Source organism: Luteolibacter sp. Y139 (assembly GCF_038066715.1).
Lineage (GTDB): Bacteria > Verrucomicrobiota > Verrucomicrobiia > Verrucomicrobiales > Akkermansiaceae > Haloferula > Haloferula soli.
Genome location: NZ_JBBUKT010000007.1, coordinates 148,047 through 168,560 on the forward strand (window position 1 = coordinate 148,047; position 20,514 = coordinate 168,560).

The 20,514-nt window shown below is 61.8% G+C and carries 21 protein-coding genes and 1 pseudogene; 9 read left to right on the forward strand and 13 right to left on the reverse strand.

Annotation, left to right across the window (positions count from 1 at the left end):
• Positions 1-2 precede the first annotated feature (2 nt).
• Entirely contained in the window at positions 3-464 is a 462-nt protein-coding gene (locus WKV53_RS17835) for a DUF5069 domain-containing protein (RefSeq protein ID WP_341406136.1), read from the reverse strand.
• A 76-nt stretch (positions 465-540) separates the two neighbouring features.
• Complete coding sequence (locus WKV53_RS17840; protein WP_341406137.1) at positions 541-1,356, reverse strand: RDD family protein; 816 nt, start codon at positions 1,354-1,356, stop codon at positions 541-543.
• 190 nt (positions 1,357-1,546) lie between these two features.
• Between WKV53_RS17840 and WKV53_RS17845 the strand changes: the two genes are divergently transcribed.
• Positions 1,547-2,008, forward strand: a complete 462-nt coding sequence (locus tag WKV53_RS17845) for an SRPBCC family protein (protein ID WP_341406138.1) — start codon at positions 1,547-1,549, stop codon at positions 2,006-2,008.
• 7 nt (positions 2,009-2,015) lie between these two features.
• Here WKV53_RS17845 and WKV53_RS17850 read toward each other — a convergent pair whose 3' ends face one another.
• Positions 2,016-2,432, reverse strand: a complete 417-nt coding sequence (locus tag WKV53_RS17850) for a hypothetical protein (protein WP_341406139.1) — start codon at positions 2,430-2,432, stop codon at positions 2,016-2,018.
• Between the two features lie 149 nt (positions 2,433-2,581).
• Between WKV53_RS17850 and WKV53_RS17855 the strand changes: the two genes are divergently transcribed.
• The 3 genes from WKV53_RS17855 to WKV53_RS17865 all read left to right on the forward strand — a co-directional run bounded on the left by WKV53_RS17855 (position 2,582) and on the right by WKV53_RS17865 (position 4,030).
• A complete protein-coding gene (locus tag WKV53_RS17855) occupies positions 2,582-3,103 on the forward strand; it encodes a fasciclin domain-containing protein (RefSeq protein ID WP_341406140.1) in 522 nt (173 codons plus the stop codon).
• 56 nt (positions 3,104-3,159) lie between these two features.
• The gene (locus WKV53_RS17860) at positions 3,160-3,489 is read left to right on the forward strand and encodes a hypothetical protein (protein ID WP_341406141.1); all 330 of its coding nucleotides are present in this window, start codon (positions 3,160-3,162) and stop codon (positions 3,487-3,489) included.
• A gap of 124 nt (positions 3,490-3,613) precedes the next feature.
• Positions 3,614-4,030: a response regulator gene (locus tag WKV53_RS17865; RefSeq protein WP_341406142.1), complete on the forward strand. Its 417-nt coding sequence runs from the start codon at positions 3,614-3,616 to the stop codon at positions 4,028-4,030.
• 18 nt (positions 4,031-4,048) lie between these two features.
• Here WKV53_RS17865 and WKV53_RS17870 read toward each other — a convergent pair whose 3' ends face one another.
• The 4 genes from WKV53_RS17870 to WKV53_RS17885 are packed head-to-tail and all read right to left on the reverse strand — an operon-like array spanning position 4,049 to position 8,795.
• Positions 4,049-7,066 carry a PAS domain S-box protein gene (locus tag WKV53_RS17870; protein ID WP_341406143.1) on the reverse strand — a complete coding sequence of 1,006 codons (3,018 nt, stop codon included), beginning with the start codon at positions 7,064-7,066 and terminating at the stop codon, positions 4,049-4,051.
• Positions 7,067-7,126: 60 nt separating this feature from the next.
• Entirely contained in the window at positions 7,127-7,405 is a 279-nt protein-coding gene (locus WKV53_RS17875) for a DUF1737 domain-containing protein (RefSeq protein WP_341406144.1), read from the reverse strand.
• Positions 7,405-7,641 carry a hypothetical protein gene (locus tag WKV53_RS17880; protein WP_341406145.1) on the reverse strand — a complete coding sequence of 79 codons (237 nt, stop codon included), beginning with the start codon at positions 7,639-7,641 and terminating at the stop codon, positions 7,405-7,407. The genes WKV53_RS17875 and WKV53_RS17880 overlap by 1 nt, the downstream gene beginning before the upstream one ends.
• Positions 7,642-7,688: 47 nt before the next feature.
• Positions 7,689-8,795 carry a DNA topoisomerase IB gene (locus WKV53_RS17885; protein ID WP_341406146.1) on the reverse strand — a complete coding sequence of 369 codons (1,107 nt, stop codon included), beginning with the start codon at positions 8,793-8,795 and terminating at the stop codon, positions 7,689-7,691.
• 148 nt (positions 8,796-8,943) lie between these two features.
• On the opposite strand from WKV53_RS17885, the gene WKV53_RS17890 reads away from it, so the two are divergent.
• A complete protein-coding gene (locus tag WKV53_RS17890) occupies positions 8,944-9,207 on the forward strand; it encodes a metallothionein (RefSeq protein WP_341406147.1) in 264 nt (87 codons plus the stop codon).
• A 3-nt stretch (positions 9,208-9,210) separates the two neighbouring features.
• Here the strand turns inward: WKV53_RS17890 and WKV53_RS17895 are convergent, their stop codons facing one another.
• Positions 9,211-10,428 (reverse strand): PQQ-dependent sugar dehydrogenase, encoded by a 1,218-nt coding sequence (locus WKV53_RS17895; RefSeq protein WP_341406148.1) that lies wholly within the window; start codon positions 10,426-10,428, stop codon positions 9,211-9,213.
• 191 nt (positions 10,429-10,619) lie between these two features.
• Between WKV53_RS17895 and WKV53_RS17900 the strand changes: the two genes are divergently transcribed.
• Entirely contained in the window at positions 10,620-11,057 is a 438-nt protein-coding gene (locus WKV53_RS17900; RefSeq protein ID WP_341406149.1) for a DUF2383 domain-containing protein, read from the forward strand.
• Positions 11,058-11,142: 85 nt separating this feature from the next.
• Here the strand turns inward: WKV53_RS17900 and WKV53_RS17905 are convergent, their stop codons facing one another.
• Entirely contained in the window at positions 11,143-11,394 is a 252-nt protein-coding gene (locus WKV53_RS17905) for a hypothetical protein (protein WP_341406150.1), read from the reverse strand.
• 11 nt (positions 11,395-11,405) lie between these two features.
• Positions 11,406-11,600, reverse strand: a pseudogene (locus WKV53_RS17910) (plasmid stabilization protein); the annotation flags it as partial.
• A 249-nt stretch (positions 11,601-11,849) separates the two neighbouring features.
• Here WKV53_RS17910 and WKV53_RS17915 point away from each other — a divergent pair.
• Positions 11,850-12,893: a LacI family DNA-binding transcriptional regulator gene (locus WKV53_RS17915; protein WP_341406152.1), complete on the forward strand. Its 1,044-nt coding sequence runs from the start codon at positions 11,850-11,852 to the stop codon at positions 12,891-12,893.
• Between the two features lie 157 nt (positions 12,894-13,050).
• On the opposite strand, the gene WKV53_RS17920 is transcribed toward WKV53_RS17915, so the two are convergent.
• Genes WKV53_RS17920 through WKV53_RS17930 form a run of 3 tightly spaced genes read right to left on the reverse strand, consistent with a single transcriptional unit; the run spans position 13,051 to position 16,501 of the window.
• Positions 13,051-13,995: an ABC transporter permease gene (locus tag WKV53_RS17920; protein WP_341406153.1), complete on the reverse strand. Its 945-nt coding sequence runs from the start codon at positions 13,993-13,995 to the stop codon at positions 13,051-13,053.
• Positions 13,992-15,518, reverse strand: coding sequence for a sugar ABC transporter ATP-binding protein (locus WKV53_RS17925; RefSeq protein WP_341406154.1), 1,527 nt, complete (start codon positions 15,516-15,518; stop codon positions 13,992-13,994). The genes WKV53_RS17920 and WKV53_RS17925 overlap by 4 nt, the downstream gene beginning before the upstream one ends.
• A 26-nt stretch (positions 15,519-15,544) precedes the next feature.
• Positions 15,545-16,501, reverse strand: coding sequence for a sugar-binding protein (locus WKV53_RS17930; protein ID WP_341406155.1), 957 nt, complete (start codon positions 16,499-16,501; stop codon positions 15,545-15,547).
• 264 nt (positions 16,502-16,765) lie between these two features.
• Here WKV53_RS17930 and WKV53_RS17935 point away from each other — a divergent pair, with 264 nt between their 5' ends.
• Both WKV53_RS17935 and WKV53_RS17940 read left to right on the forward strand, forming a co-directional pair.
• Entirely contained in the window at positions 16,766-19,885 is a 3,120-nt protein-coding gene (locus tag WKV53_RS17935; RefSeq protein WP_341406156.1) for a histidine kinase, read from the forward strand.
• The gene (locus WKV53_RS17940) at positions 19,861-20,514 is read left to right on the forward strand and encodes a response regulator (RefSeq protein WP_341406157.1); all 654 of its coding nucleotides are present in this window, start codon (positions 19,861-19,863) and stop codon (positions 20,512-20,514) included. Before WKV53_RS17935 ends, WKV53_RS17940 begins: the two co-directional genes overlap by 25 nt.

Consider the following 20,514-nt stretch of genomic DNA (forward strand, 5'->3'; position numbering starts at 1 on the left):
GCTTACTGCGGCGCGGTGATGCGGCCTTCATCGAGATCGATGAATTCGAACATGGTCTCGACCGTGCCGGGTGGCAGGCCGATCTCGGCGAGGCGTGAGTGCACTCGCTCGGTCCCGGAATCGCGCCAGCCGCGCTTCAGCATGAATGCGTTCCAGACTTCGAGCTCGTCCTCGGTGGGGCGGTGACCGTTGGCGAAGGCCCACTCTAACAGCTCCTCGTCGGACTTGCCGCTCTTCAGCGTTTCGGCCTCCAGGGCGAGGTAGTCGATGTGGAGGAATTGGCAGCAGCGGTCGTCGAAGCTTTTCTTCACCGCGGCGCCGCGAGCGGCTTCCCAGCCTTCAGGCAAGTTGCCGGCCGCTGCGAGGCGGATCTTATCGAGCATGCGGCCGAAGTAGACGATGCCGCTGACGGTTTCGGACGGGGCACGGAGGCCGGGGATGATGGTGGGGTAGGGAAGAGGCATGGCCGAATCAAGCAGGTGGAGACTCGCGCTGCAAGTGACCGGACGCGGGCTTCCTTCGCTTGCTGGAGCGTGATTGTCAGACGGCCTCTTGTTCCAAGAGGGTATTGAGGACGATCAGGCCGACAATGAAGGCGAAGAATCCGGTGAGGATCAGCCACCTCCACCACTGGACCGGCCGATGGCTGACGGCGAGATTACCGGCCTGATCCCAGGAAGTGATTCCCTGATTGGTCAGGCGGTTATAGGAGTAGATGGTGGCGATAAGAGCAATGAGCGGAATCCCGAGTCCTTGTCCGAAAAGCAACACCGACAGCGTACGGCGTAGCGCCTGGCCGAAGCTCAATCTGGTGCCGTCCTGGTTTCTTAACCGGACCCTCAGGAGACTCTTGAATGGGGTGGTGCCGAAGAGCGTCAGCAGGACGGTTTCATAGACGCTATAGGCGAAGAAGAAAACGATCGCGTCGAGGAGGTTGCCCATATCGCTGAGTTCCGGGGCGACCAAGGAGGTCACCGTGCCGAAAAACACGAGGAATCCCAGGCTGTCGAACGTTCTGGCCCAATAGCGGATCCACGGCCGGATCTGAGATCCCTCGGGGACGTATCCCGAGGCCGTGTGGCCGTTCCAGTCCACCTCGCTCAACGGTGCGGCGGCGGGAGGCGCATAGGGTGATAACGAAACTGGAGAAGAGGAAGGCGCTTGGGACGGGGGAGCCGGTGGCGGGGCAGAGACCCACAGGCCCGCGACCGAATTCGCGGGTTTCCATTCGGTCATGCCCTGCGACCAGACCAAGGCATCCGGCTCAAGGGTGCCGGCGCCGAATTTGGACTGGAGGTCCTCCTTGGAGATCGGGCCATGCTGTTGTCCGGCCTGGGCGTAGTACCATGGGTGCATGCCCCTTATCTTTGGGGCGTATCCGGGGATAGACCAAGCCTAACGTCTGCTGGTTGCGGTTCTCGGGAGGAGCGAGGAAATCGGCTCGCGACCATCATTTGGGTAGCGATTGGCGGCATCGATACGAAAATTGTCCTGCAGCTCCGCGACGGTTCGTCGTAGAGATGAATACCCTATCCACGAAACCGCCATGTCCACCGACACCACCAACACCGTCCGTTTCCATCGTGTGCTCCGTGCCAAGCCCGAGCGCGTTTACCGCGCCTTTATCGATCCCGATGCGATGGCGAAGTGGCTGCCGCCGCATGGCTTCACCGGCAAGGTGCATCACATGGAGGCGAAGGTCGGCGGCACCTACCGGATGTCCTTCACCAACTTCAACACGGGCAGCAGCCACGCCTTCGGTGGACGGTATCTGGAACTCAAGCCGAACGAGCGGCTGCGCTATGATGACCAGTTCGAGGATCCCAAGCTTCCCGGAACGATGATCACCACGGTGGACCTGCGCGAGGTCTTCTGCGGCACGGAGATCAACATCGTGCAGGAAGGTATTCCTGCGATGATCCCGGCCGAGGCCTGCTACATGGGCTGGCAGGAATCGCTGACGCTGCTCGCCCTGCTGGTCGAGCCGGAGATTCCGGACCAGATGTGAGGGTCGATCACTTGACGGCATCTAACAGCCACGCTCCGTCCACTTTCCGGAGCGTGGCGGTGACCTTGTGCTTTTCGCTGCCGAAGGAGGTGGTGAGCACGACGGTGGCAGCGGCGTCTTTGATCTCGGGCTTGTCGGCCTTGAAGGGTTTTGTCGGGACGTCTTGGGCATTGAGCACCGGATCAGCATCGACTTCCTCAGCACTCATGGCCTTGGCGTAGTCTTTCTTGAACTTGGGAGTGACCAGCTTCGAGGCGGCGACCCAGACCTTGGTGTCCTTGTTCGCTTCGACCTGGGCGACGTAACCGGCGTAGAATTTTTCCGCGACCTTTTCGGGGCCATCGGCAGGGGCGTCGGCGGCGAATGACGGGAGTGCCGTGACGAGTGAGACGACGAAGAGGAGCAGGAAGCGCAGCGTTTTCATCTTCGCTATCATGGGGCCGCCGGGCAGATGTCGTCAATCCGGGCCGAGGTCACCATCGACGCGGGAGCGGGGTGCGCAAGCGATCGTTGGACCGCACGCCGATGTGCCCGGGATCTGCTGGATGGACCGTAATCTCAAAGGAGGTGCCTATGACAACGATTGCAAAATCCATTTCATCGATCGCCGCCGCATTGATTTTCGGTGCAGGGCTGGCGCAAGACGCCCCGGTTCGTCCGGTGGCCCCCAAGGAGCATCCAAAGGATGTGCTGGAAGTGATTGCGGCCCGGCCGGACTTGTCGCTCTTCGCCGAGGCGATCAAGGCCTCGGGCGTGGAGAGCACGCTGCGGAGGAGCGGGTCGTGGACCGTGATGGCTCCGACCAACGATGCATTCCGCGCGCTGCCGGAAGGCACGATGACCGAATTGTCCAAGCCGGAGAACCGGGGTGCGCTCACCGATCTGGTGGAGTATCACATCATCCGTGGGAAAATGCCGACGTCAGAGATCGGCACTTCGGAGTTTGTGACCCTGCAAGGCAGCCCAATCGTCTTGAAAAAGGCGGCGGGAGCGGTGTGGGTGGGCCGCGGTGAAGTGCTCGTCGGCGACTTGGAAGGGACCAACGGCGTGGTGCACGTGATCAACATGGTGCTGGAGTCCAACGGTGGCGAGTGAGCGGGCGATGGCGTGGTTTCTGTTGGAGAGGCGACGAACCAACTCCAACAGACTCCATGAAATCCACTTCTCTATTTGTTGCATCCGCCGTCGCGCTCAGCGGATTCGCCCTAATGGGCTTGCAGGGACAAACTCCGGTGACCCCTGGCGCTGTGCCCGTCAAAGCGGATGCGCCCTTGGGGAAAAAGTGCATTGTTTCGCTGGATCCCCAAGCTTCCCGCTCGGAGCGGCCGGTCACGGAAAACCAAGCTTCAGGCTTCGAGGCGGATGGCACCGTCAAGGGGCAGCTAGTGCGGCTATCGGAAGGCTGGTGCGTGCTGAAGGACGGCACGGCGGAAAACTGGATTCCGGTGAATCAGATTTTGATGATCCGGGCTTCGGATTGACAGGGCAAATCGCCCGGTGATGTCCTCAAAGTGCGAGCAATTTGCACAGGGTGCAGGGAAAACTTGAAAACTGCCTCAAGATTACGTTTTAGTTCACGTTGATTTTCGAACGAACCGGAACGCCATGATGATCGTCCAAGCGGAGCAAAAGCCAGTCACCCTACCTCAAGGCAGCTTGCGGATCCTGGTGGTGGATGACGGAAAGAACGCCGCGGACATCCTTGCGATGTTTTTCGAGATGGAAGGCCATGTGGTCCAAGTCGCCTATGATGGCTCCGTGGCAGTGGAGCTTGCGGAGCGCTTTCGCCCCCAGCTGATCGTGATGGACATCGGAATGCCGCAGATGGATGGCCTGGAGGCCTCGCGGAGGATCCGGCGCCAAGCCGAAGGGAAGGAGATCATTATCATCGCGCTGAGCGGTCTCGATCAGGACGACGACAAGCGCTCATGTGCGGAGGCCGGAATCAACCATCACATGGCGAAGCCGGTGCGGCCCGATGATTTGCGGACGGTGATCCGCGACTTCCAAGAGGGTGCTTGAAGAGGGCGCTTGCTGAGATCACGGGGCCGACTCCAGCAGGACACGGCGGAGGGTCTCAGGATCGGCGGGCTTCACGAGGTGCTGGTCAAAGCCGGCGGCCCGTGTTCGTTCGCGGTCGCCATCTTGGCCCCAACCGGTGAGGGCCACGAGATGGATCGTTTCGCTGCCGGGCTGGGCGCGCAATCGCTTGGCTGCCTCCCAACCGTCCATCACCGGCATGCCGAGGTCCATGAAGACGACGTGGGGGCGAAAGCCGGGGACGAGGTCGAGCGCCACCTGACCATTTTCGGCAGTGGCCACTTCATGCCCCATGAGGGTCACGGCCATGGCCAGGACCTGGGCGGCATCGGTGTTATCGTCCACAATCAGCACGCGCTTTCCGGAGGCGTGGTGACCATTGCCCGCCACGGCGAGTGATGGCGCGGGTGCGGGCTCCCTGATGATGGCCGGGAGCTGGAGATGGAAGGTGCTGCCTTTCCCCGGGCCGGCGCTTTCGGCGCGGACGCTGCCGCCATGCATCTGGATCAGCGACTTCACCAGCGTGAGGCCGATGCCCAAGCCACCGTGGTCCTGCGTCGGCGATTCGATCTGGGCGAACATTTCAAAGATGCGGTCGAGCATGCCCGAGGGGATGCCTTTGCCCGTGTCTTGAACGCGCACTGAAAGGGTGCCCTGCCCGACCTCTGCCGCGAGGCGGATGGTGCCACCGCGTGGCGTGTACTTCGCCGCGTTGTTCAGAAGGTTGGAAATGACCTGGGCCAAACGATGAGGATCCGCGTTGAGGTGGATCTCGGCATCCGGCACCGAGACATCGAGGTAGTGGCCTGCCTCGATGATTCCGGGAAGCGAGGCCTCGGTGGCGCTCCGCACGATGTCGGCGAAGCGGCATTGCGTGAGCCGGAGCTGCAGTTTGCCGCGGGTGATGCGCGAGACATCGATCAAATCGTTCACGAGCGTGACCAACTGATCCATCTGGCGCTCCATGGTGGCCCTGACTTTCTCCAGCGGCGCGGAAAGGCCGCCGGCCATCTTCATCACCTCAAGGCCGGTGCGGATGGGCGCGAGAGGATTGCGAAGCTCGTGGGCGAGGGTGGCGAGGAATTCGTCCTTCTTGCGGTCCGCCGAGCGCAGGTCTTCTAGCAAGCGCCACCGCACGTAGGCACCGGTGAACGAGTGGGTGATCGTTTCCAAGAACTCGATCTCGTCGGCATCGAAGTGGGTGCGGGTGCGGCTGGCAAAGGAGAGCGTGCCTAACAGCTCGCCGCCCGCCATCAGCGGATTGCAGGCATAGACGGAGACCCCGTAGCCCCTGACCAGGGAGGCCATCTCATCATCGGATTGCTGGATACAGCTGACGACCATCGGCTCGCGGCGCAGTGCGACTGTGCCGCAGATGGCCTGACCGAAGGAGAGGCGGCCCAGCTGCGACTTCTGTTCTTCGGTGATGCCGGAGCAGGAGAAGAGGGCGAGGTCATCCCCGGACGGATCGACCATGAAGCTGAAGAAGGCATCGAGCTCCAGATGCGGGCTGATTTTTTCGAAGAGCTTCTGGAGCATCACGTCCGGGCGCTCGGTGCTGAGGATGACGCCCGCGGCTTCCCAAAGGAGGCGCAGGCGCGCGGATTGCCGCTGCAAGAGGAGGTCGGCGCTCATTCGCTCGGTGACATCGACGCAGCTGCCGATGTAGCCGGTGAGTTCGCCGTCCGGACCCGTGAGCTGAAGCGCGCAGCCATGCACCCACACCACGGAGCCATCCGCGTGAAGGAAGCGGAATTCGCTGTAGGATGCCATGTGCTGGTCGACGGCATGGTCCCAGCCTTGGGTCACCCGTTCACGGTCCTCAGGGTGGAGCGCCCCTGTCCAACCGGTGCCGAGGGCTTTCTCCGTCGTCATGCCTGCCATGGTGCACCAGGCGCGGTTCACGAAGAGCGCCTGGCCATCGGCCGAGGAGAGGAAGATGCCGACGGGGGCATTGTCTGTTAGAATACGGAAGCGTTCCTCGCTCTCGCGGAGCTTGCGCTCGATCTCGGCGCGCTCGGTGATTTCCACCGAGACTCCGCCGACCTGGGTGAGATTGCCGTTCTCGTCCGGCAGGGGGAACTTGGAGGTGAGGAAGCGCCAACGCCCTACTTGTTCTTCTGAGACGATGGTTTGGCCGAGCCGGATGACTTCCTGGTCATTCTCGTGGAGAAGAGCGGCCATCTCCGGTGGGAGCAGGTCTTCATCCGTGAGGCCAACGACGTCACCGACTGCGCCAAGGTAGCGGCAGGCGACCGGGTTCGCCTGGGTGTAGCGTCCATCGGCATCCTTGATGTAGGTGGCGACCGGGGAGTGAAGTGCCAGCGCATCGAACCGTTCCTGGCTGCAGCGCAGGTGATGCTCGAGCTTCTTCAGCTCGGTGATGTCGGTGAAGTAGAGATTGGCGTGCACGCCGTCCGCGACTGGCACCACCTTGATGAAATAGGTGCGGTCGCCGATGGTCTTTTCCACATCAAGCGGCGCGCCGTGTGCAGTGGCGTCGGAGACCATTCGCTGGATCAGTGCCGGGGCGGGGGCTCCGCTACTGACGTTCCACTGTTGAAGTAGCGCTTCGGCCGCGGGATTGGCGAAGCCGATGCGATCGATCCCGACCACGCGGATCACCGGAGACGGATTTTCAAAGGGCAGCGGAGTGGCAGAGGAAGGATCGGGCTGGATGGTGCGGGATTCCGTGATCAACACGGTGACTCCGGCCGGGTGTCCGTCTGCACCGCACTGCAATTCAGCATGGACGGTCATCGGGAAGCGAGTGCCGCTGGAGGTCTCGATCATGAAGACGCCGGTGACCACGGCTTGAGTTTGCCACGCGCGGCAGGGAGGGAGGTCATCGATCGGGACGGGCGATCCATCCATTCGCAGGAAGCGCATGGCTCCGCTCCAAGGTGTGTCGCCGGGAATTCCGCCCCAGAGGCGACGAGCTGCCTCGTTGTAAGACTGGATCTTTCCTGCGGGTCCGCAGGAGTAGATCGCGACAATGACTTCACGGGGATACTGCATGCGAGTTCCGCCGATGTTATAGACACCGCGACCGGCGGTGTCCAAGCGGGACTTTTCTGTTTACAGTTCTGCTGGAGGCGGGTCGAGCTTCCGGCTCTTTCCCGCGGAGCGCGGAAGCGGAAGTGCCTCCTCCTCAAGGTCCACGACCGGAACCTGCCGGGATGGCAGTGCCATTGCCTGGCTCCACTGCATCCGGACGCAGGAGGCGGAGTCCTGTTTCATCGGGCACATCGCAACGCCTCCCTGCAACACCCAGCCCTCGCTGAGGAGGTCATTGATCCGATCCTCAAACTTCCCGAGGTCGTCGGAGGTGACGACCGTGTATTGCTCAAATCCCATTAGTCCTCCTCTTCGGGGAGTCGTTCGCCGTGGATGGCTTTGATTTCCGGCGTGCCTTCATCTTCTTCCGCTTCGCCGTAGTCGATGTCATCCATCATTTCCTGAGGATCGGTGGATTCACGTGCGCCTTCTTCGTAGGTATCGGCGACGGCGTCGCGCATTTCGTCTTCGGCGGCTTCGAGGCCTTGTTCGACCATGGCTTCGTTGGCGTCCTCGTCGACGTAGGGCGGGGCCATCGGGCTGCGCGAGGTAGATGGGATTGGCGTGGTTGGATCAATGGAAGTCATCGGGGTGGGCGTGGTTGTTTCTCCAGGCTCTTTTGCAGGACGCGTTCCAGATTCCTCGGGGCGGTGGCGGGGGATCGTTTGCGTGGTGGAGGGTTGGCCTCAATCACCGCGAGCGTGCGACGTTCATCGGCGTGCAAGAAGGCGCTGCCATCGGACTTTCGCAGCCGAGGAGCAGGGGAATTCATGCGGCGGTGGAGGTCGCCGCTGCGGTAAGCGCGGAAGATGGCGGGATGGATGTAGTAGCTCCGGCAGGTGGCGGGAGTGTGGTGGAGGCGCTCGGCGGTGGTGCGAATTGCGACGGTCTCCGCCCGTTTCATTGCGGTTTTTGTGTCGGGTGGCGGTTCACGGCCGAGTTCGCGAGCGCACATGACGGTGGCGCGCCAGGTCCGGAATTGCTTCGCAGTGATGTCCCCGCCGCTGATCTCCTTCAGCCAGGCATTCACGTCGCCGGATTCGACCGGCTTCCAGCGACGGCCGTCGCGATGGCAGAAAAGATATTGGCCTGGCAGATCCTGAAGTTCATCGACGAGGGCGATCACTTGGGCGTCGCTGATGGTGGTGCGGTGCTCCTTGCCTGCCTTGCCCTTGAAGCGCAGCAGCAGTCCGTCCTCGGTCTCGCGGGCGTGTCGCGTCAGTAGTGAGGCGAGCCCGAAGCTGTGATTCTGCTGGACGTAGCGATGGTTGCCGATGCGGTAGCCGGTCTGATCTAACAGGGTCACGATGCCCGCAATGATGCGGCTTCGTTCAAGCCCATACTCGTTCAATGCCGTGCGAACCTTGCGACGAATCGAAGGCAGGGCCTTGGCGAATTCCGAGAGATGGAGAAACTTGCGATCGCCTGCCAAGCGGTGCCACTCCGGGTGATAGCGGTACTGCTTGCGGCCGCGCTGATCGAGGCCGGTCGCCTGCAAGTGACCATTCTCCCGCATGCAGATCCAGACGGCTTCATAGGCGGGCGGGACCGCCAAGGAGGAAATCCGGGTGCGTTCTGTTTTGTTCCGCAGAAGTGCTCCATCTGGCAAGCGGTAGGAGAAGCCGCTACCTGCTCGAAGCCGCCGATAGCCCGGCATCCCGTCGTGTGTAAAAACCAGTCCTCCTTGCATGGGTGATTTTCCATCGCATGACGGAGGCCAATTTCTCGCATCGTGCAAAGCGCGGTTCAGTCGTGCAGATCGAAGAGTCGGGATGGCTCCTTTTTCGTGATGCTAAGGTAGAGGCGAGCGGCACGTGCCCTGCGACTTATGTGCGGTCATGAAAACTTGCGAATGCTGCGGAAACCAATACGACAAGTGCATCGACGTCACGATCGATGGTGAGACGTATACCTTCGATTGCTTCGAGTGCGCCATTCAAATGCTCGCGCCAACCTGCCCTCACTGCGATTGCCGCATCATCGGACACGGAGTGGAAGTGGACGGTGCGATCTACTGCTGTGGCCACTGCTCGCGGCAGCAGGGTGCCGAGGGAATCGTGGACAATGCCGATCATGCTGAGGAGGAGAGGGTGCCCGCTTGAGGGTCATTCATTCTCAGGCGCTGTCTTCGGGCGATTCTCAAGGGCCTTCTTTGAATACCAGATGCGGTAGATCACGCCGCCGCTGTCATCGCTCATGAGCACGGTGCCGTCCTTCCATTCGGCGAGTCCGCAGGGGCGGCCGAAGTGGCTCTTGTCGCCTTCCAAGTAGAAGCCGGTGATGAAGTCTTCAAAAGCCTCGGGCTCGCCGTTCTTGAAGTGTAGACGCACCACCTTGTAGCCGCTGGCCTTGGCGCGGTTCCATGAGCCGTGTAGCGTTACCAAGGCGTCGCCGTGAAACTCCTTCGGGAATTGCTTGGTGGAGGGGAAGAGCATGGCCATGGGCGCGCTGTGGGCATCCAGGGTGAGCAAGCTCGGTTCGCATTCCTTCGCGTAGGCTTCCCAACTCTTGCCGGTATCTTCCTGTGGATCGCGGGCGGGGTTGGGCTTGCCGTCTTCGAAGACGTAGGGCCAGCCGTAGTTTTTGCCGGATTTGATCTCGTTGAGTTCTTCGCGTTGGGCTTCATCGCCGAGCCAGTCGATGCCGTGGTCCATTCCGTAGAGCTTGAGGGTCTCAGGTTGCCAAGCGAAGCCGATGGTATTGCGCAGGCCGGTGGCGTGGATGCGCCGCCCTTTGCCATTGGTTTCCAGTTCGATGAGAGTGGCGCTTTCGGGATTGGGTTCGGGTGCGGCGTTGCAGGTGCTGCCGACGGAGAGGTAGAGCGTCCCACTGGGTCCGAAGGCCAAGGTACGGTTCGGGTGCTGGCCAGCGTCGGGAAGATCACTGTAGAGCTTCTGCAAGGGGCCGAAGCTCCCGTCCTCGCGAATCTGTGCGGTGTAAACTTCGCGGATGGCGGCGAGATAGGCGATCCCATCGCGGATCGCGATGCCGTGAACGTTTGGAAGCGAGAGAACCTTTGTGGGTTCCTCGGCGATGCCGTCGCCGTCCTTGTCCTGAAGCATGAGCACGTCGCCGTCTTCGCCGCGGCGGGTGACGTAAACGCGGCCCTCGGGTGATACGGCCATCATGCGAGGCTTGCCCAGGTCCTTGGCGAAGACGGTGACCGTGAAACCGTCGGCTACCTTCAACGCGGCGATCCGTTCCTCGCTGGCGGGAACCAAGGGTGGCCGGAATACATTGCCGGTGATGGTGGTCACCGGGTCCTTTGTGTCCTGCGCCGAAACGGGCAGCAGAAGGACGAGCATGGAGAGTGGGATTTTCATGGAAGAGTTCTTCCAAGGGTTTTCGCAGATCCCGGACCAGCCGGGATTCCTATGCAGAATGCGTGCACCGATGGGCAGCTTGCACCGGTGCGTGGGCCACTGGATCGAAGCCGCAATGGATTCAGCGGGGCATCGTCCCTGCTGGAAGGAGTGATCCGGCATTGAGGCCGGACATCACTTCAATCGAAATCATGAATGCGACCCACGAATGCATCGATGTCTGCAACAGCCTTCTGAGAGGCGAGCTCTCGGCCATCGAGACCTACGGCCAAGCCTTGGAGAAATTTGAGAACGATACGGAGCGCTCCACGCTGCGCGCCATCCAGAATGATCACCAGCATAGCGCGGCCCGCCTGCGCGAGCACTTGGTCGACATGGGAGCCGAACCGGCTACCGATTCCGGTGCTTGGGGAGCCTTTGCCAAGGCGGTGGAAGGGACCGCCAAGATGCTCGGCGAGTCGCCTGCTCTTGCCGCCCTCCAACAGGGCGAGGAACACGGCGTCGACGAGTATGAGGAGGCGCTCCGCAACAAGGATGTCATGGATGAGATCAAGACGGTGATCCGCCAGCAGCTGCTTCCGCCGCTTTCCGAACACGTGGCCGCCCTCGAGCGCTTGAGGTCGAGGTGAGGCGTGTGACTTTCCCAGGACAGCACACAAACAAACGCCGGGCCGTGTGAATCACGGCCCGGCCTCTTTTTTGGGTTCGAAGTATTTAGCTCTCGCGGATCCAGACGAGTCCGGTTTCGCGGTGCCCGGGAATGAACGTCCATTCTTCGGACTGATCGGGCAGGATTCCACCGATGCCGCCATCCACAGGGGAGATGGAGATTTCGGCACGGCGGAAGACGTGCGATGCCCGTTGGGCCGACCACTCGGGAGCGGTGAGGGCATCCACCCAATCGCCCACTTCGCAGTCCTCGCGAGCGATGCGGTGTTGGCCGACGGTTTGTGGGTTGGGGGTCATGCGTGTTTGGGGTGAGCGGCTTTGTTGGTGGTTTTGCTGCGGCCGGAGCCGGACTTTTTGCCACCGTGGTCCATCTTGTTGACGGTGGCCCAGGCGCGGCTCTCGGCTTCCTTCTTGGAAACGCCACGGGCCTCGTAGCCTTCCTCGATATGCTCGGCCTGGCGCTTCTGTTTGTCGGTATAGCTGGATTTGTCTCCTCGTGGCATGTCTTGATGGGGTTGTTCGCCTTTCATCCAGCAGATCACATTCCGGTGGTTCCGTGGGACTGGGCGAGGGCAGGGATCGTTCCCAGTGGCTACCGGAATGGGGAGTTTCGAGGTTGGCGGGACGGCTTCGGCGAGCCACGAGGAGCGGTTTGGCTTTGGTATCCAACAGATGTGGGGGTTTTGTTGCTTGCAATGGCTAGCGCCGGAACGCATGAACGGGTGACGGCCCGCGCTGTTGATTTCCGGCCCATGACCCCTTCCCGCAGATCGACCATCAAGGATATTGCCAAGGCCGCCGGCCTGAGCACGGCGGCGGTATCCCAGGCGCTCCGGCCGCATCCGAAGTCGAATATCAAGCTCCAGCAGGAGACGATCGAGCGGATCAAGCGGGTGGCGGCGGAGTTAAACTATCAGCCGCATGCGGGGGCGCGTTCGATCCGGTCCAACAGCTTCGACACGATCGGCTACTTCGCGGCCAAGACGGGCCTCTTCATCAACTCGCCCGCGGGCTACCTCGCGGGTGTGCACGATGTGGCGGAAGGCGAGGGGTCTCGCATCACCTTGATCCGGCTGCCGGTTGACATTGCCGATATTTCGAAGGCGATGCCGGGGGTGTTCAGTGAGCGGAACCTGGATGTGCTGGTGATCGAGAGCTACAGCGAGCTGGCTAGACAGATTTACGAGCGGACGCAGGCATCACAGCTGCCGGTGATTTTCCTCAATGACCGGCATGAGGAGAACTCGGTGTATGTGGACGACGAATGGGCGGCGAGTGAGCTGACCGGACACCTCATCGAGAAGGGTTACAAGCGCATCGGTTTCCTTCATCGGCTCGTGGAAGGCGGGGCTCCGGTGAAGCTGATGCATCACAGTGCGGTGGATCGAGAGAATGGTTACCGCAAGGCGATGAAGAAGGCGAAGCTGCCGGTGAGTTGCCATACGGTCACGCTCAAGGCGATTGTCGGCTTTGACGTTGAGATGGCGCAGTCGGATTGGGATGCGATTTCGCAGTTTGATGCGGTGGTCGCGTACGATGATGATTTGGCGAACCTCGTGGGGCGGGCTGCTTATGATCGTGGGGTGCGGGTTCCGGACAAGCTGGCGATTGCGAGCTTCAATGGGGACTACGCGTCGCTGTGTGCGTGGCAGCGGCTGACGACGATGCAGATCCCGGCTTACGCGATGGGGAAGAAGGCGGCGGAGATGGCCTTTGAGTTGTTCAAGAGTGGCCCTGAGACGAAGTTGCCGTCGGTGGCTTACAAGCCGACGTTGTTGATTGGGCAGACGACGTGAGGGGGAAAGGGCCGTGCCCAGCATGAGGTCTCCCGTTGGGAGACGAAGCTGGTGGGGGCTTTACCCGGCACTTCGTGCCGGGCTTTTATGAGTCATCCCGTTGGGACGGAAGGCAGGGGGGCTTTGGGCTACGCCGTGGCGACGGAAGAAAGAGGTGCTATACGGTCCGGGCGCGTTGCCGGAGGAGTTGGTCGGCGAGGACGCCGAGGAGGACTACGGCACCCATGACGGCGAAGTTGAGGGAGCTGGGGATGCCGAGGAGGTTGACGAGGTTTTGAAGAACCTGAAGCAGGGCGGTGCCGATGATGATGCCGATGATCGATCCTTCGCCGCCGCGCAGGCTGCAGCCGCCGAGGACTGCGGCGGCGATGCCGTAGAGTTCGTAGAAGTTGCCGTGGTTGGAGGGCGAGACCGAGTTCGTGTAGAAGGCGATCATGATGCCGGAGATGCCGGTGAGCAGCCCGGCGATGACGTAGGCGGCGGTGATGACGAGGTTGGTATTGATGCCGGAGAAGCGGGCTGCTTCCTCGTTTCGTCCCACTGCGAGCAAGTAGCGGCCATAGACCGAGCGGTGCAGCAGCACCCACAGGATGGTGCCGACCACGATGAGAGCGACGAAGGGCATTGGGAGGCCGAGGAACTTGCCGCTGGCGAGCTGTCGCAGGGTGGCGAAGTTGGTGGGATCGCCGAAGCCCTTGGTGCTGTCGCCCGCGATGAAACGGGCGATGCCGCGGTAGAGCAGCAGGCCGCACAGGGTGACGATGAATGGCTGCATTTTCATCCGCGTGATGAGCGCGCCGTGTGCCCAGCCGAGGACCATGGGAATCAAGGCAACGACGATGACGGCCAGCGGCCACGCCCATTTCCACTCGGTGAGGGCCATCGAGAGGACGATGCCGGTTAGAGCGCACATCGAGCCCACCGACAGATCGATGCCACTGGTGATGATCACCAGCCCGAGGCCAAGGCTGAAGACGCCGAACAGGCCGATCACATTGGCCATGTTCGTGAGGTTGGCGGAGGAAAGGAACCGCGGGTTGATCGTCGCGGTGACCGCGCAGAGGACGACCAGCAGGATGAAGATGCCGAGTTCTTTTTTCATGGAAGGGAAGCGGGCTTGGCGCAGGGGACGGTGCGGCCGACGGCGAGCTGCATGACGTTCTGCTCATTGCAGTCGGCGGCATCGAGGACGCCGGTGATGCGGCCCTCGTGCATGACGGCGATGCGGTCGCTAACGTGGAGGACTTCCTCCATGTCGCTGCTGATGACGAGGATGACGGCGCCATTTTCGGCGAGGGTTCGCATCAGCTTGTAGATCTCGGCCTTGGCGCCGACGTCGATGCCGCGGGTGGGCTCGTCGAGAATCAGCACCTTCGGATTCATGGCGAGCCACTTGCCGATGGCGACCTTTTGCTGGTTGCCGCCGCTGAGGTTCCGGATGAGAGCTTCGGGGCCGGGTGTCTTGATCTTGAGTGAATCGATTTGCCCGACGGCGACGGCGGTCTCACGGGTCTTGCTAATGAGGCCGGTGCTCGAATAGTTGCCGAGATCGGGAAGCGTGATGTTTTCCCGCACCGTCATGCCGGTAATGAGGCCTTCCTGGCGCCGGTCTTCGGGAACGAGGAAGATGCCGTGCGAGATCGCGTCGCGGGCGTGACGGATGGTCAGGGTCCCGGTGCCGAGGGCGACTTCTGCCGTGCCATGGGGATCAAGGCCGACGATGGCCTTCATGATTTCCGAACGGCCGGCTCCGACGAGGCCGGCGAAGCCGAGGATCTCGCCGCGGGCTGCATCGAAGGAAACGCTGTGGCCGGGAAAGCGGCTGGAGCGGGCATTCCGGACCTTCAGGTAGCCGGGTGTTTGTTGGGCTTGAGAGGGGACGCGCACGTGCTGGATCTCCCGGCCGACCATCTTTGCGACGATGGCGTCGTGGTGAATTTCCGTGCGGCTCAAGCTGCCGGCATTCTTCCCATCGCGCAGCACCTCGACGCGGTCGGCGCATTGGCTGACTTCGCCAAGGCGGTGGGAGATGTAGATGATGCTGACGCCGTGGGAGCGAAGTTCGGCGACGACTTCTAACAGGCGCGCCGTCTCGGTTAGAGTCAGGCTGGACGTGGGCTCGTCCATGATGATCACGCGGGCATTCAACGAGAGTGCCTTGGCGATTTCGACCATCTGCTGTTGGGCGATGGAGAGATTGCGCAGCGGCGTGGTGCTCGGGATATCGAGGCCGAGCCGCTTGAGCAATGGCGCGGCGTCGGCGTGGATCTTCTTGCGGTCGATGAGCTTGAGCGCGTTCAGCGGTTCGCGGCCGAGGAAGATATTGGCGGCGATGTCGAGGTTATCGAGGACGTTGAGCTCCTGATGGATGAAGGCGATGCCGAGCGCCATCGAGTCGGTGACGGCGGAGATCTTCACCGGCTGGCCGTCGACGAAGAGCTCGCCATCGTCCGGCTGATAGACGCCGCCGAGGATCTTCATCAGCGTGGACTTGCCCGCGCCATTTTCCCCGCAGAGCGCGAGCACTTCGCCCTTGGCCACGGACAGGCTGACCTGATCCAGCGCCACCACGCCGGGGAAGCGCTTGGAGATGCCGCGCATCTCGAGCAAGGGTGCCGGGTCCATCGCGAAGGAGAAGGGCGAGACCGGAATTACTTGCCGAGGGCCTTCTTGAGTTCGGCCTTGAAGCCTGCCACGTCGTCCTTCCTGAGGCTGCGGGTCGGCACGATCTGCTTGCCGCCGGCGAGGGCTTCTTTGTCGCCGCCGAGGTGCTTGGCCATCCGGGTGATGGCTTGCTTGCCGAATTCGTAGGGCTGTTGGACCACGGTGCCGTAGATGTCGCCGGAGGAGACGCCTTCGAGCGTTTCGTCATTCTCGTCGAAGCAGACGATCTTCACCTTGTCGGTCTGGTTGGCGGCGCGGACGGCATTGAGGATGGCGGGGCCATTGTAGGCATAAAGGCCGACCATGCCGGCGATGTCCGGGTATTTCACCAGGGTGTCCTCCGCATTCTTCTGGGCGCGGACGTTGTCGATGTCATCGCTGCGGAGATCGAGGATCTCGATCTTGGTGCCTTCGATGGCCTTCTTGATACCGCCGAAGCGTTGCTTGGCATTTTCCGCATCGGCATTGCCGACGAAGGCCATGACCTTGCCGCCGTTGGGGAGCGCTTCCTTGAGCAGCTTGCCGGCTTCCTCGCCGGCGGCGAAATTGTCGGTGCCGATGTAGGCGACGCGCTTGCTGGCCGGGGCATCACTATCGTGGCAGATCAGCAGGGTCTGGCCGGCGATGCGGTCGAGGAAGGCGGTCTGATTTGCCGGGTCGATGGGGCTGACGGCGATGCCGTCCACGCCCTTTGCCACGAGGTCGTCGAGGATCTGCTGTTGCTCGGCGGCAGTGCCGGCGGAGGGAATGCGGAAATCGACCTCGACGTTTCCGAGGGCCTTCTCGGCATCCTCACAGCCGGAGCGGGCGATGGTCCAGAAGGTGGTGCCGTTATTGGTGACGAAGGCGAGCTTGAGCTTCTTGCCAGCTGCTTCCTTGCCGCCGCAACCGGCGAGCGCGAGAAGGAGGACGGCAGAAAGGAGGCGGAAGGCAGGGCGTTTCATGGGTAGATCGGGTTTGGCGGGCGCTACTACGGCTGGCCGTAGTAAGCATTTACACCCTGTTTGCGAAAGAAATGCTTTCATGAGCGGGAGGGCGGGGGGCAAGGGATTTTTCAGCCACGGCTGCGAGAGGTGATGCTGGAGGTCGGTGGAACCGGAGGTGCCGGGGATCTGGGTGTTTCCACCCATGGCTGTCGACGGGGATATCGCAGATACGGCGGGTTGACGGATTCTTGCTAGCCCCGGAACGTATTCTTCCCGGCGATCATGAAGTGGATTCACCTGCTTTCCGCGACCGCGATGCTTGCGGCCTTGTTGCTCCCGTGCCGGGGGGAAGAGGTGCGCGAGCTGGGGACCGTGGCGGAGGTCCGGGCGCTTCGAGAGGCGACCTTCAATACCGAGCATCCGCTTTCTCTAACGGGTGTGGTCACCTGGGTGCATCCCGGGCGGAACCTGCTGGTGGTGCAGGATGATACCGGTGCGGTGGGGATTCATCCGGATTCGCCCGGCATCCCGGTGAAGCTGGGCCAGCGGGTTTCGCTGAAAGCTGCGGGAAGCTCGCCGTTTGTGGCGAATTGTCCGGGCTTTCCTTTTGCTCCCTCGGGGAAGGGAGTCTTGGATCGCTTCGAGATTCCCGCGAACGAGGGAGAGTATCGGTTGACCCGGATGCGTGGCTGGCTGCGGCCGCCGGTGACGGGTGACTACACGTTCTGGATCGCCAGCGATGATTCCTCGGAACTGTGGCTGAGCGAGAACCAGAATCCAGGTTCCGTGAAACGGGTGGCGTTCGTGCCGCCGGGCCAGTGGACACTACCGCGCGAATGGCTGCGCTTTCCTTCGCAACGCTCGGAGCGGATTCATCTGAGGGCGGGAGAGCGATATTACATCGAGGCGTATCAAGAGCAGGCTCTGGCGGGAAGCCATCTGGCCGTGGCTTGGGAAATATCCGGGGGCCAACCTGAGGTGATTGAGGGAAACGATCTCATCCCTTGGAAGGCGGAGCAGGAGGAGAGTGCTTCGGGCACAGGCATCCTGCGGGAGTTCTGGACGAATTATTCGGTGGCGAAGGTCGGACCTCTCACTTCCGGCAGCATGTCTGAGGGGGAACTCTCGGTGCGGGGTTTGGAAATGGCGGTGCTTGGGGAGGGAGCTTGGCCGGCTGCAAAGCCCATCGATCCGGCTGCCGATCTTCAAGCGGATGATAGCTTCCGGTGGGTAAGTGGCGAAGGGGTGATTTATTTTGCGGCGTCGGATGGCGAGGCCGCGACACTGGAGATCGCATCCGGGGCTCGGCGCTTCTTGCTGCGGGTGGCGAGTTGGTCCGGGGGCTTGCCGGCAGTTGGAAAGCGTGCCCGGTTCCGCGGTGTTTGTGAGGCCGGGCGGGACTCGGGAGGGCGGCTGATCGTGAGCTCGATTTGGACTCCATCGGAGAGCGAGGTGTCCATCTCCGAAGCGGCTCCGGAAAGCGCGCCTTCTTCGGTGGACGTCACGGCGCCTGCTTCCACGGAGTCGGTGATGGGCGGTGGCTACTTCACCCGGGGCGTGGTGACGTTCAGTGACGAGGTGCTCGGCAAGCAGTGTCTCGTCGTGCAGGAAACGCTGGGCGGCATCTTCGTTTCGCAGGACGAGCGGAAACCTCATCCGCCCTTGTTCGTAGGACATTCCGTCGAGATCGGGGGCAATCTGCGGCAGCGCAGGTTTTCACCGGCGATTCTTCCCTTGTCGCTCAATATCCTCGGCTGGCTGAACCTGCCGACGCCGGCGAAGCCAGCCAACGAAAGCGACTATCGTGATGGCTTGTGGAGTGAGTTGGAAGGGGTGGTGCGTCGGGTGAATGCCGACGGCACGATGGAATTGGTGGGCAAGCAATCTGCGATTCGGGTGTGGCTGGGCCACACGGACCGTGGAGCATTGGAGAGTCTTGTGGATTCGGCGCTCTGTGTGCGCGGGGTGATGTCGTTGGAGACGTTCGAAGTTCCGATGCTGTTGGTTCCGTCCCGGGACTTTCTTGAGATTCGGGACGCAGCCCCGACCTTACCGGTGAAGCCAACGCCGATTGGCGGACTCGGGGATGCCGCTGCCAAGGACGGGTGGCTTCACCGCACGAGGGTCGAGGGATCAGTGACCTACCAGCGAGACGGCTTTTTCTTCATTCAGGACGATACCGGTGCGGTGAGGGTGCTCGCGAATGATGCTTCGCCCTTGAAGCTTGGATCGGTGGTTTCGGTAACGGGGTTTCCCGAACGAAAGGGGAGTGGGGTTTGCATGAGTGCGGCAAGCTGGACGCTGCTCCCGGACAGCCGTCCCGTGGCAGCCGCGAGTTTGAATGCAAGGCAGGCCGATCAGTCCCGCCACGGGGAGCTGGTGAAGCTTCAAGCGCATCTCTTTTCGCAGGCGCATCGGGGAGATGACCTAATGCTCGAACTGCAGGAGGATGGCCAGGTTTTCGAAGTGGTGGTTGCGGGAGGGACTTCGGCGGTGCCGGTCTTCGAGCCGGGTAGTCTGTTAGAGGTTACTGGCATCGGTCTCCTGATGCCTTCGCCCGGGAGCAGCTCGCGATTACAGATCCTGGCGCGAGGCTCGCAGGACCTCGTGCTACTGAAAGGGCCGCCGTGGTGGACTTGGCAACGGACGATGGCGCTGGTCGGGGTGTTACTCGTGGTTCTCGCCGGAGCGCTGATGCGTATCTTTTTCCTGAACCGGCGGTTTGCGCGACAACAGGCGGCGCGGCTGGCATTCACGCGCGCGATGCTGGAAAGCCAGGAAAGCGAACGCCGGCGTATTGCAGCGAGCTTGCACGATAGCCTGGGACAAGAATTGCTGGTTATCCGGAATCAAGCTCATCTTGCCCTGCAATCCGCACCCGAGGCTCTGCGCCAGCGGCTGGAGGAAATCTCGGATACCACGCTGCAGGCGATCAACGAGGTCCGTGAGATCACCCGGAACCTGAGACCCTATCAGCTCGACCGGCTGGGCCTCACGCAATCCATCCGTGCCCTGACTCGCAAGGTGTCGGAAAACTGCTCCGTCGAGTTCGCGTCCCACGTGAATGAGATCGACGGCTTGTTCGACAATGACTCCGAGATCCACATCTACCGGATCGTCCAGGAAGGCATCCACAACGTTCTCAAGCACTCCGGGGCGACGGAGGCTGCGGTGGTGGTGAAGGCGAACGCGGCGGGGCTCTCCATTTCGATCCGTGACAATGGCCGCGGCTTTTCCGACAATGGCTCCGCACCGGACTCTGGCTTCGGCTTGAGCGGAATCAAGGAGCGTGCCGAGATCATGGGCGGCAGTGCCCGCATGGATTCCGCGCCAGGCCAAGGCGTCAATCTCCAGGTGCTAGTACCTCTCCCAACGACATGCGCAACCGCATCAAAGTCCTGATCGTGGATGATCATCCGGTGTTCCGCCGGGGGCTGAAGGAGATCATTGAGGAACAGAAGAAATTCGAGGTCGTCGGCGAGGCGGCGGACGGGATGGTCGGGCTGCATCTGGTCCGTGAATTGGAGCCTGACATCATTGTGCTGGATGTGGACATGCCGCATCTCAATGGCCTGCAGATGGCTCGCTCGCTCCGGAAGGACCAAAGTCCGGCGCAGATCGTCTTCCTCACGATGTATAGCGATGAGGACTTGTTCAATGCGGCCCTCGACATCGGAGTGAGGGGCTATGTCCTCAAGGAGAATGCCGGTGGTGAGGTGGTCAGCGCGCTGCTCACGATCGCGGAAGGTGGAACCTTCTTTAGTCCGGCGCTGGGATCGATCGGTCGTCGTCGCGAGGACCGGGTCAAATCGCTGCTGCTTAGCAAGCCGACGCTGGAATCGCTGACTCCAGCAGAGCGGCGGGTGCTCAGGCTGATCGCGGAGGACCATACCAGCAAGGAGATCGCCGGGTTGTTAGGCATCAGCGCGAAGACCGTCGAGAACCACCGGCACAACATTTGCAAGAAGCTGGACATCTACGGCTCTCACAGCCTGCTGAAGTTCGCCTTCGATCATAAGTCGTATCTTTGA